Raw genomic sequence first — 12026 nt, forward strand, 5'->3', positions numbered from 1 at the left:
TCACGAAGAGCTAACTCTTTTTATTTAGCTATATACACCACGTAATACATTTGTTTGTGTACGATCTGGACCTACAGAGAAAATAGATAAAGGAATACCTGTTAATTGAGACACGCGCTCTAAGTAGTGGCGAGCGTTATCAGGTAACTCATCTAATGTTTTCACACCCGTGATATCTTCTGTCCAACCTGGAAGCTCTTCATATACAGGTTCGCATTCTGCAAGTGTTTTTAAGCTAGCAGGGAATTCTTCCATAACTTCCCCTTTATAACGGTAAGCTACACAAATCTTTAATGTCTCAATTCCCGTTAATACATCAATTGAGTTTAAAGATAAGTCTGTGATTCCGCTAACGCGGCGAGCATGACGTACAACTACACTGTCGAACCAACCTACACGGCGAGGACGACCAGTTGTTGTACCGTATTCACGTCCTACTTCACGGATTTGATCACCGATTTCGTTTGTTAATTCAGTTGGGAAAGGACCGTCACCAACACGAGTTGTATAGGCTTTTGATACACCTACAACGTGTTTGATTTTAGATGGACCTACACCAGAACCAATTGTTACTCCACCCGCTACTGGGTTTGAAGATGTAACAAATGGATATGTTCCTTGGTCGATATCTAACATAACACCTTGTGCGCCTTCAAATAGTACACGACGTCCTTCGTCTAACGCATCATTTAATACTACTGATGTATCAACAACATATTTTGCAACTTGTTGACCATACTCATAGTACTCATCTAAAATTTCTTCTAATGTAAAGCCTTCTACTTCATACATTTTTTCAAGAAGGCGATTCTTTTCAGCTAAGTTTTGTGTTAATTTTGCTTCAAATACTTCACGGTCTAGTAAATCGGCAATTCGAATACCAACACGTGCTGCTTTATCCATATAAGCTGGTCCAATACCTTTTTTCGTTGTACCAATCTTATTTTCACCTTTACGTTCTTCTTCAACTTCATCTAATTTTAAATGATATGGAAGAATCACATGAGCTCGGTTACTAATACGTAAGTTTTCTGTTGTTACACCGCGATCATGTAAGTATTTTAATTCTTGAACAAGTGCTTTTGGATCAACAACCATACCGTTTCCAATTACACACGTTTTGTCATTATAAAAAATACCTGAAGGAATTAAATGTAACTTATAAGTTTCACCATTAAACTTAATTGTGTGACCTGCATTGTTCCCACCTTGGTAACGTGCAATCACTTCTGCATTTTCTGATAGGAAGTCTGTAATCTTCCCTTTTCCTTCATCTCCCCATTGTGTTCCTACTACAACGACTGAAGACATATCTTAAGCACCTCCGCTTAGTAAGCAACAGCTCACTACGACATAATTTAACCATGGATAAGTGTATCAATTTATCACACTAAAGTCAATTAAATCCGAACGATTTAACAAAAGTTATTACAAATATATCGTATTTTGCGGAACGAATGCGATAACAATAAAATAAAACCTCTCATATTGAGAGGTTTTATGCACCAGGCGGCACTCCTGCGTCATCAAAGCGCCGCTCGAGATTAACGAATTTATTGTATTCTTTTACAAAGGCAAGCTGTACGGTTCCAACTGGACCGTTACGCTGCTTAGCTATAATAATCTCGATAATATTTTGATTTTCTGTGTCTTTTTCATAATAGTCTTCACGATATAAGAAAGCTACGATATCGGCATCCTGCTCAATACTTCCGGATTCACGGATATCAGACATCATCGGTCGCTTATCTTGTCTCTGCTCTACGCCACGGGAAAGCTGTGATAAGGCGATAACAGGAACTTCTAATTCACGGGCTAAAGCTTTTAACGCACGCGAAATTTCAGATACTTCCTGCTGTCGGTTTTCTCCGCTTCGTCCATTACCTTGAATAAGCTGTAAGTAGTCAATTAAAATCATCCCAAGTCCGCCTTCTTGTTTCAAGCGACGACACTTAGAACGAATTTCACCTACTCGAATACCCGGTGTATCATCAATATAAATCCCTGCATTGGACAAAGATCCCATTGCCATCGTGAGCTTTCCCCAGTCATCGGCTGTAAGCGAGCCTGTACGCAGCCTTTGTGCATCAATATTTCCTTCGGCACACAGCATCCTCATAACAAGCTGCTGAGCACCCATCTCTAAACTGAATATTGCTACGTTCTCATCCGTTTTCGTTGCAACGTTTTGCGCAATATTTAAGGCAAAAGCCGTTTTACCTACCGATGGACGCGCCGCTACAATGATTAAATCATTTCGCTGGAACCCTGCTGTCATTCTATCTAAATCACTAAACCCAGTTGGGATACCTGTAATGTCACCTTTTCGATTGTGAAGAACTTCGATATCATCGTATGTTTGTACAAGTACATCTTTGATATTTTGAAACACACCGCTGTTTTTACGCTGTGCTACTTCTAAAATGTTTTTTTCCGCTTCATTTAATAAAACTTCCACTTCGTCTTCCCTTGCATATCCTTCTGAAGCAATATGCGTTGCAGTACGAATTAGACGGCGTAAAATCGACTTTTCTTCTACAATTTTACCGTAATATTCTACGTTTGCAGCCGTTGGAACAGAGTTAGCTAAATCACTTAAATACGATACGCCGCCAACTTCTTCTAGGATTTTTTGGTCAGCTAATTCAGACGTTACCGTTACCAAATCAACCGGTTCACCTTGGTCAGAAAGTTTCAGCATACATGTAAAGATTTTCTGGTGCGATGCCCGATAAAAATCTTCAGGTATCAGCAGTTCAGATGCTAAGGTTAAAGAAGAAGGCTCTAAGAAAATGGCCCCTAATAGCGCTTGCTCTGCTTCAATATTCTGAGGCGGAAGACGATCAGCAAAAAGATCACTCATATTTCTATGCCCCTCTTATATTCTTTCAGTATTTTCTTTCATCATAAATGTTGGCGCGAACAAATACAAGTCCGCGCCAACCCTTTATATTATTTACTTATTTCTCAATCGTACGTTTATTTTTGTTCAGTCACGTGTACCTTTACAGTAGCCGTTACTTCCGGATGTAATTTAACCGGTACATTTGTGTAGCCTAATGCGCGAATGGCATCATTTAATTCAATTTTACGCTTATCTACTTTAATTTTGTGTTTTTTCTTTAATTCTTCAGCAATTTGTTTGCTTGTGATAGAACCGAATAAACGGCCACCTTCACCAGATTTTGCTGTTAATTCAACTGTTAGTTCTTCAAGAGTTGCTTTTAACTCTTTGTTTGCTTGAAGTTCTGCAGCTGCATCTTTTTGCTCTCTATTTTTTTGTGCTTCTAATACCTTCACATTACCGCCTGTAGCTTCAACAGCATAACCATTCTTTAATAAGAAGTTATGTGCATAACCGTCTGAAACATTTTTCACTTCACCTTTTTTGCCTTTTCCTTTTACATCTTTTAAGAAAATTACTTTCATGATTTTTTACCTCCATCTAAGTACTCATCAATTGCTTGTTTAAGCCTTTCTTCAGCTTCATCCAAACTAATGTCTTGAAGCTGAGTAGCAGCATTCGTTAAGTGGCCTCCGCCTTGGAGACTTTCCATAATAACTTGTACATTGATATCTCCAAGCGATCTAGCACTAATGCCAATTAGATTATCCCGTCGCTTAGAAATAACAAACGAAGCAACCACTCCGCTGATTGAAAGCAGCGTATCTGCAGCTTGCGCGATTAACACTTGATCATACATTTTGTTCGGTTCAGCGCGTGAAATGGCAATACCTGCTGTATAAATCTCTGCATGTTCAATAAAGCGTGCTCGCTGTACATATTGTGTGATATCTTCTTTTAAAAACTTTTGAACAAGAACCGTATCTGCGCCTTGAGAACGTAAAAAGGACGCTGCATCAAACGTACGAGATCCCGTGCGTAATGTAAAGCTTTTTGTATCGACAATAATACCGGCTAAAAGTGCTGTTGCTTCTAGCATATCAATTTTAAATCGTTTTGGCTGGTATTCAAGAAGCTCAGTAACGAGTTCTGCTGTCGAGGAAGCATATGGCTCCATATAGACAAGAAGAGGGTCTTCGATAAAGTCTTCTCCTCGTCTATGATGATCAATGACCACGACATTTTCAATACGATTTAATAACCTTTCTTCAATAACGAGCGACGGCTTATGCGTATCTACTACTACTAAAAGAGTATCATCACTCACAAGATTTAAGGCTTCTTCAGGCGTAATAAATCGTTCCCACAGGCCTTCTTTCTTTTTAATCTCTTCTAGCATTCGCTGAACACCTGTATCAATATGATCAGGATCTAGTACGATAAAACCGTCTTTCTGATTTACTTGCGCTACTTTTAATATCCCAATAGCAGCTCCTACAGCATCCATATCCGGATACTTATGACCCATGATAATCACTTTTCCACTCTCTGTAATGAGCTCTTTTAACGCGTGAGAAATAACTCTGGCACGCACGCGCGTCCGTTTTTCCATTGGATTAGTCTTGCCGCCAAAGAATTTCACTTTTCCATTCGGCTGTTTAATCGCTACTTGATCTCCACCTCGGCCTAAGGCCAAATCCAAGCTAGATTGAGCTAAAGCACCCAGCTCAGGTAAATCAGCAGCACCAGCTCCGATACCAATGCTCAATGTAAGCGGTATATTTTGTTTAGACGTCTCTTCTCGAACTTGGTCTAAGATAGAAAATTTGCTTCGCTCTAAATGAATTAAGATTTGTTCATTCATAATCGCAATAAATTTCTCAGAAGACGTACGTTTAATAAAAATACCGTATTCTTGAGCCCAACTATTTAACATAGAAGTTACTTGGCTATTCAAGTTACTTTTAACTTGATCATCCATTCCTTGCGTTAGTTCATCATAATTATCTAAAAAGATAATGCCTAAACTTGTTCGTTCTTCCTCATACAATTTTTCGATTTCTATTTGCTCTGTAATATCAAAGAAGTACAGTAAGCGCTCGTCTCGTTTAATCACCACTTTGAATTTCCGATCATGCAACGTGACAACTTCTGTTTCCACTTCTTGTTTGATCAGTGGAATAATACTCTCTGCCACATCGTATAATGATCTTCCCACCAATGTGTCTTCACCGAGACAAGATGCTAGAAAAGGATTGGTCCATTCAATTTGATATTCATCATTAAATAGCATAATCCCAATCGGCATTTCCATTAATGCCTCTTCGCCTACTTTTTTCAACCGATGAGACAGCATTGAAATATAGGTTTCAAACTCATCGGACAGCATTCGCTCCATTCTCATGTATAGAAAAAGACAGGCTAATAGTAATATAAAGCCTATCATTCCTATGATCCAATTATGATAGGTCACGATACCTACTAAAATCAGGGCTATACTATACAATGAGTAAAATGGATAGCGAATGACGTTCTTTTTTGTAAAGACAGGCATCCATTTCAGCTCCTACTTTTTTAAGTTCCACAATATCTACTTTTTTGTGTCTAATTGTTTTCTTAAATTAAATCCTAAATCAATTATACCTAAGATGCGCACAATTTGAAGGATAATTGGAATAATTAATGCTAAAATTGTTACAACAATTGGAATTGCTTTGGCATACCCTTTTTGATGTGAGAAATAGAAAATAAAAGAGATCCCTTGTAACACGACTAGCATTTGCAGTCCCATCACGATGTTGATAATAGCTACGTACATAAATGTACCTTGTTCAATATTAAAAGATGGGAAGGATAAGATTAATGCAATCAAATAATACCATAGAATACTTTTAGGAAGTTTAAATTCACGAAAAGGCGGGAATGCTTGCACCTCATAACCTGTTCTTTTAAGAATAGGCGTAGCAATAAGCTGAGAGAAAAAGGCTAGAATAACTCCACCCATAACAATTAATAGAGGCAGCAGATTTTTAAACATATCAAATGCATCTCTCATTTGGTCAATTTGAGATTCCTTAACGTCTTGTCCTAAACTTTTCATCATTTCAATACTTTGATTAATCGATTGATCTAAAGCATTATTTATTTGCTCCATTAAATTAACATTAAAAATGACATTTGCTCCTACGAACAATAAAAGTAAACCTAAACTAAATGCAACCGTGCCGCCTAGTAAAATGGTATACCTTTTTTGTTTTTGTCGGTAAAGCATTCCTATTGCTAATCCACCAATACCAAATACAAGTGTAAAAGGAAGAGTCAATACATTTCCAAATAACAAAGTCAATAACAACCCTACTACTAAAAATAATATTGCCTTTTTCCACCCATGACGAACGGTATACACAATAAATGGAACAGCTAGCGCTAGTTGAAAAATGGTTCCCACAACAGGTATGTATAGTGAAAAAAGCAACAGCGCTACAAACAGCGCTAAAAGAGCTGCTCCTTCTGTAATATATCGAATTCCTTTCACAACTTCACCTCGTTGATATAGACTATTATTTATTTTATCGATTCAGTTCATAAGAAGCAACTATTTGGCAAAAGAGCACCTATGTAATGTAAAAAGAGGCAGTAAGGGAATCCTTACTGCCTCTTTTTATACCGTTCATTATTCACCAGAAACATATGGTAATAATGCCATTTGACGAGCGCGTTTGATAGCGATCGTTAATTTACGTTGGTATTTAGCGCTTGTTCCAGTTACACGACGAGGTAAAATTTTACCACGCTCTGAAACGAATTTTTTAAGCATATCTACATCTTTGTAATCGATGTGAGTGATGCCGTTTGCTGTGAAGAAACAAACTTTACGACGTCTGTTGCGTCCACCTTTACGTCCACCTGCCATTTTGATACGCCTCCTTCCGCTTAAAAGTTTCTATAAAATTTTATACTCCGGATAATCTACTGCGAATTAAAACGGTAAATCGTCATCAGAAATGTCAATTGTCTCGCCATTATTTGCAAATGGATCATCATCAACGCGAGTATAACCTTGATTACCTGAGTTACGGTTCTGATTATCTCCAAATGGAGAGCCTTGTCCAGATCCTCCAGTGTTAGCAAAGTTACTGCGTTGCGTATCCCCACCGCCACTTTTCGGCTCTAAAAATTGCACACTTTCCGCTACAACTTCCGTTACGTATACACGACGACCGTCTTGTCCTTCGTAACTGCGAGATTGTAGTCGACCATCAACACCAGCTAAACTTCCTTTTTTAAGGAAATTGGCTGCATTTTCAGCCTGACGACGCCATACAACACAGTTGATGAAGTCAGCTTCACGTTCACCTTGCTGATTTGTAAATGTGCGGTTTACCGCTAAAGTGAATGTTGCAACCGCTGCTCCACTCGGGGTATAACGTAATTCAGGATCTTTGGTTAAGCGTCCTACGAGAATTACGCGATTCATCATCAGAACCACTCCTTAAGGAAATAAAACCCATTTATTTAAACGTTTAATTATGCTTCTTGTTTAACAACGATATGACGGATAATGTCTTCGTTGATTTTCGCAAGACGATCAAATTCAGAAACTGCTTCTGAAGTAGCCGCCACGTCAAGAATCATGTAGTAACCGTCACGGAAATCATTGATTTCGTATGCTAAACGACGTTTACCCCATTCTTTAACATTTGCGATTTCAGCACCATTATCAGTTAATACGCCGTTGAAGCGCTCAACTAATGCTTTCTTTGCTTCGTCATCAATGCTTGGACGGATGATGTACATTACTTCATACTTTCTCATCACTGTCACCTCCTTTTGGTCTAACGGCCCGAAACGGGCAAGGAGCAATAAAATATTACTCACGAATTAAAATTATAGCACACTACCCTAGGCAAAGCAATATGCATTGCGGGCTGTTTCGTAAATATAAGCTAATATTTTCGCCAACGATAAAAGCCGAAAGAAGATATCTTCTTTCGGCTTTTAATCTTATACGTTAAAGCGGAAATGCATAACGTCTCCGTCTTTTACGATGTATTCTTTTCCTTCTAAACGTACTTTTCCAGCTTCACGAGCTGCTCCCATTGTTTTAGCAGCTAATAAATCCTCGTATGACACCGTTTCTGCACGAATAAATCCACGTTCAAAATCTGTATGAATAATACCTGCACACTCAGGAGCTTTCATACCTTGTGTAAACGTCCACGCGCGTACTTCTTGCTCACCAGCTGTAAAGTACGTAGCTAATCCAAGTAAATCGTACGCTGCACGTACAAGCTGATCTAGACCTGACTGTTCAATGCCTAGTTCTTCAAGGAACATTGCTTTTTCTTCTCCTTCAAGTTCAGCAATTTCAGATTCAATGCGTGCGCAAACAACAATTACTTCTGCACCTTCGCTTGCCGCATACTCACGCACTTTTGCTACATATTCGTTAGCAGATGCATCGGCTACTTCATCTTCAGCAACGTTTGCTACATAAAGAATAGGCTTAATCGTTAGCAAGTGAAATTGTTTTACTAATTTCATTTGTTCTTCTGTAAATGATACAGCACGAGCTGGCTGATCACTTTCAAATGCATTCTTTAGTTTCTCTAGAATTTCGTATTCATACATTGCTTCTTTATCTTTTTGTTTAGCCATTTTTTGAACACGGCCAATACGTTTCTCTACCGTTTCTAAATCTGCTAAAATCAACTCTAAATTAATTGTTTCAATATCTGAGATAGGATCTACTTTTCCTGAAACGTGCGTGATGTTTTCATCTTCAAAACAACGCACAACGTGACAAATCGCATCTACTTCTCGAATATGAGATAAGAATTTATTTCCCAATCCTTCACCTTTACTAGCACCTTTTACGATTCCAGCGATATCTGTGAATTCAAATGCTGTTGGGATTGTTTTTTTAGGTTTTACAAGCTCTGTAAGTTTTTGAAGACGATGATCAGGTACTTCTACGATACCTACGTTAGGATCAATCGTACAGAAAGGGTAGTTCGCAGATTCTGCGCCCGCTTGTGTAATTGCATTAAATAATGTTGATTTTCCAACGTTAGGAAGACCAACAATTCCAGCTGTTAAAGCCATATATTTATTCACTCCTCTTTATATATCCGAAACAAGTTAACCTGTCACAATTATAGTGAGTCAACTTTTGAAATACAAGTTTGATAAAGAACCTTTAACCGCATGGGGTTAAGGTGCCTCATTTTGTCCCACCTTACAGTATAAGGCATAAACATAGAAAATGCATGAGGTTATTCCTCATGCTTTACAAGAATTTTTTTCATTTTACGTGCAAAATCACGTCTTGGAATCATTACGCTATGGCCGCAGCCTTCACATTTAATACGGATATCCATTCCCATTCGAATGATTTTCCATTCATTTGTACCGCAAGGATGAGGTTTTTTCATTTCCACAACGTCATTTAAACCAAATTCTTTTTCCGTCATCAGCTCTCTCCTCCTTATGTCCCTTTCAACGTCGACGAATGCTGTGCTTCTTCTGTACGATTATACATAACCATACGTGGAAATGGAACTTCAATTCCATGTTCATTTAGCCTTGTACGCACTTCTTTACGAATCATACGAGAAATATGGAAATGTCTCATTGGTTTTACTTCGCTTGTAATCCTCATTGTGACTTCAGTTGCATGGATATTTTGAACCCCCAGCAGTTCAGGCGTTTTCACCATATCTTCATAGCGACTTGGCAATTCTTCTAACAGGTCTAAAATCACTTGTTCTGCTTTTTGTATGTTTTCTTCATAAGAAATGCTTACATCAACGAAAGCTACGCTGTTATGTAACGAAAAATTAGTGACCTCTACAATACTGCCATTGGGTAAAATATTAATTTCGCCTGTCCAACTCTTAATCTTCGTTGTGCGCAACCCAATTTCTTCCACAGTCCCCTCAAATGTTCCTACTCGAACATAATCGCCAACGGAGAACTGATCTTCAAAGATAATAAAAAACCCCGTGATGATGTCTTTCACTAAGTTTTGAGCACCAAACCCTACCGCGAGCCCTACGATTCCAGCCCCCGCTAGCAATCCACGGACATCTACCGATAACGTTTCTAAAATCATAACTCCCGCAACGAAATAAATGGCATAAGAAAAAATATTTTGAAGCAAACGGACCATCGTAGCTTCTCGTCGCTCAGAAATACGCAGAGGGCTATTTGTGCGAACCTCTACGAATTTATTTAACGCTTTCTTTCCAATTCGAATTAAAAACATGGAAATAAGTAGAATCAACAGAATTTTTATAAATCCCTCTCCAATATGTGCCCACGTTTCTTCTTGAAAAAATGGCTCAAACACGTTCTTAAAAACCGACTTCAACGAATTCATACTACATGTAGCTCCTAACGTAACATAATCTGCATATGAGAAAGTTTTAACCTATTGTAGCAAGTTTCTACGAACTTTTGTAGCGATTTCGAAATGGATACAACAGAACGGCTGTTACTAGAAATAAATTGACGATTCCATACATTGGATACAAAACGGCAATCAAAGTAGAAAACCCTACCTTTGTAAAGGGAATCATTAAAAGTAGCCAGCAGGCTGCCAGTTTCCAAAGAGATTGCACCTTTTCAGTATGAAAACGCGCGGTCAACCCTAAAATTCCCGAAACGGCTGTCGTATAAATTGCGATAAGCAAAACAATGCTCATTAAAAACGTCATCATATAAGGAAAATCTTTAAGAATAGCGAATAATGGAATTTCATAAGAGGAAAGAAGCCCTGAAACTTGAATAAGTGATTCATTATAAATAAAGGAGAGACCTCCTAATAAAAAACCACTGCCAACACTTGCAATATAAATCTCTTTTTTGCTTTTAATTTCCTTTCCAATTGTAGATAATACCGCGACGAGAGGAAGAATATTCAAAGCCGTAAAGGTAAAAGCAGCAGGCCAATTATGCTGAAGATGCCAATTAGTTACTCCAGGATGACGTAAAACAAATGTAAGAAGTACGCCAGCTAGTCCAATCATTAAGATTGGCATAACGAAAGAATTGATAGAAAGCAGTCCACTTAATCCTCTTGAAAAAACAAAGACAATCAACGCACTAAGAGCACCAATTCCCCACCAGTAAGGAACATGCCACATTTCCAATGTCGCCCCGCCGCCTGCGATCATAATCACCGTCGTCGTAAACAAATAAAAAACGATTAAAACGTCGTAGGCTGCAGCCCATTTCTTTCCTATTAATTCAATTAGTACTGGGTAAAATTGATTGGTTCGATAGCGATAGCTGATTTGCATAATCACATTGCAAGAAATCGCAAAAATAATAGAAAATAGAAAAATAGCAAGTCCGCTTTCTTCGCCAAAAAACTGCCATAGCTCTCTCCCTGAAGCATATCCAGCGCCTATCATGGTTCCCATAATTAAGAATATCCATTTACATCCTGCTCTCCACATCGATTTTCCCCCAATCTATGAAATATATGTATAGAATCTTCAAAATCTTCGTATACTGTTACTATTATGTATAAGGAGTGGACCCTATGAATTTAAAATCTCCCTTCTTTGAGAAGACACAACATTCAACCCGCGTATTTCATGATGAAGAATCTGCTATAAAGAAGCTGAGTACACAGTTACTATCTTTACTTCCAGCACAGAAAGACAGACCAATTGTTTTTGTATGTATTGGAACGGACCGTTCAACTGGGGACTCATTGGGTCCATTAGTCGGAACGAAACTGAATGAAAAAAAGGTTTCATCTTTTCATATTTTTGGAACGTTAGAAGAGCCTGTTCATGCTGTTAATTTGAAAGAAACGTTAAAACATATTCAAAAGCTTTTCCCGAATCCTTTTATTATTGGAATTGATGCTTGTTTAGGTCGTATGAAAAGCGTAGGCTCTGCATCACTTGGAATAGGACCCGTTAAACCAGGAGCAGGGGTTAATAAAGAATTGCCGCCAGTCGGGGATATTCATATAACAGGGGTTGTCAACGTGAGCGGATTTATGGAGTTTTTCGTCTTGCAAAATACGAGGCTTCATCTTGTTATGTGCATTGCCGATTTAATTGCGAAAAGCATTGAGACTGTACACAACGAACGAGAGAAAGAGTTTAATGCTTCTCCGGTTTACCAAACTGTAAGACACTATAAACAATAAAAAAGGTTGTCC

The 12026-nt window shown here is 38.3% G+C and carries 13 protein-coding genes; 1 reads left to right on the forward strand and 12 read right to left on the reverse strand.

The genetic code is table 11. The annotated features are described in order from the left end of the window. Positions 1-24: 24 nt before the first annotated feature. The 12 genes from ACWATA_RS28855 to ACWATA_RS28910 all read right to left on the reverse strand — a co-directional run bounded on the left by ACWATA_RS28855 (position 25) and on the right by ACWATA_RS28910 (position 11307). Positions 25-1311 carry an adenylosuccinate synthase gene (locus ACWATA_RS28855; RefSeq protein ID WP_013085553.1) on the reverse strand — a complete coding sequence of 429 codons (1287 nt, stop codon included), beginning with the start codon at positions 1309-1311 and terminating at the stop codon, positions 25-27. Positions 1312-1498: 187 nt separating this feature from the next. Continuing rightward, entirely contained in the window at positions 1499-2863 is a 1365-nt protein-coding gene (dnaB, locus tag ACWATA_RS28860; protein WP_013059909.1) for a replicative DNA helicase, read from the reverse strand. Positions 2864-2979: 116 nt separating this feature from the next. Next, positions 2980-3429: a 50S ribosomal protein L9 gene (gene rplI, locus ACWATA_RS28865; protein WP_013059910.1), complete on the reverse strand. Its 450-nt coding sequence runs from the start codon at positions 3427-3429 to the stop codon at positions 2980-2982. Then, the gene (locus ACWATA_RS28870) at positions 3426-5399 is read right to left on the reverse strand and encodes a DHH family phosphoesterase (protein WP_025752414.1); all 1974 of its coding nucleotides are present in this window, start codon (positions 5397-5399) and stop codon (positions 3426-3428) included. The genes rplI and ACWATA_RS28870 overlap by 4 nt, the downstream gene beginning before the upstream one ends. 36 nt (positions 5400-5435) lie before the next feature. Beyond that, positions 5436-6380 carry a YybS family protein gene (locus ACWATA_RS28875; protein WP_033580875.1) on the reverse strand — a complete coding sequence of 315 codons (945 nt, stop codon included), beginning with the start codon at positions 6378-6380 and terminating at the stop codon, positions 5436-5438. Positions 6381-6518: 138 nt separating this feature from the next. Then, entirely contained in the window at positions 6519-6758 is a 240-nt protein-coding gene (gene rpsR, locus ACWATA_RS28880; RefSeq protein ID WP_013059913.1) for a 30S ribosomal protein S18, read from the reverse strand. Between the two features lie 66 nt (positions 6759-6824). Beyond that, the gene (ssb, locus tag ACWATA_RS28885; RefSeq protein ID WP_013059914.1) at positions 6825-7325 is read right to left on the reverse strand and encodes a single-stranded DNA-binding protein; all 501 of its coding nucleotides are present in this window, start codon (positions 7323-7325) and stop codon (positions 6825-6827) included. Positions 7326-7372: 47 nt separating this feature from the next. Beyond that, positions 7373-7660, reverse strand: coding sequence for a 30S ribosomal protein S6 (gene rpsF / locus ACWATA_RS28890; protein WP_013059915.1), 288 nt, complete (start codon positions 7658-7660; stop codon positions 7373-7375). A 189-nt stretch (positions 7661-7849) separates the two neighbouring features. After that, positions 7850-8950, reverse strand: a complete 1101-nt coding sequence (gene ychF, locus ACWATA_RS28895; protein WP_028411917.1) for a redox-regulated ATPase YchF — start codon at positions 8948-8950, stop codon at positions 7850-7852. A gap of 170 nt (positions 8951-9120) precedes the next feature. Further along, on the reverse strand, positions 9121-9318 hold the full coding sequence (locus ACWATA_RS28900) for a DUF951 domain-containing protein (RefSeq protein WP_013059917.1): 198 nt from the start codon (positions 9316-9318) through the stop codon (positions 9121-9123). Between the two features lie 14 nt (positions 9319-9332). After that, positions 9333-10226, reverse strand: a complete 894-nt coding sequence (locus tag ACWATA_RS28905; protein ID WP_028409761.1) for a mechanosensitive ion channel family protein — start codon at positions 10224-10226, stop codon at positions 9333-9335. A 67-nt stretch (positions 10227-10293) separates the two neighbouring features. Further along, positions 10294-11307 carry a YkvI family membrane protein gene (locus tag ACWATA_RS28910; RefSeq protein WP_028411916.1) on the reverse strand — a complete coding sequence of 338 codons (1014 nt, stop codon included), beginning with the start codon at positions 11305-11307 and terminating at the stop codon, positions 10294-10296. Positions 11308-11393: 86 nt separating this feature from the next. On the opposite strand from ACWATA_RS28910, the gene yyaC reads away from it, so the two are divergent. Next, on the forward strand, positions 11394-12014 hold the full coding sequence (yyaC, locus tag ACWATA_RS28915) for a spore protease YyaC (protein WP_028411915.1): 621 nt from the start codon (positions 11394-11396) through the stop codon (positions 12012-12014). The last annotated feature ends 12 nt before the right edge of the window (positions 12015-12026 follow it).

This window comes from Priestia sp. USM5 (genome assembly GCF_058323215.1).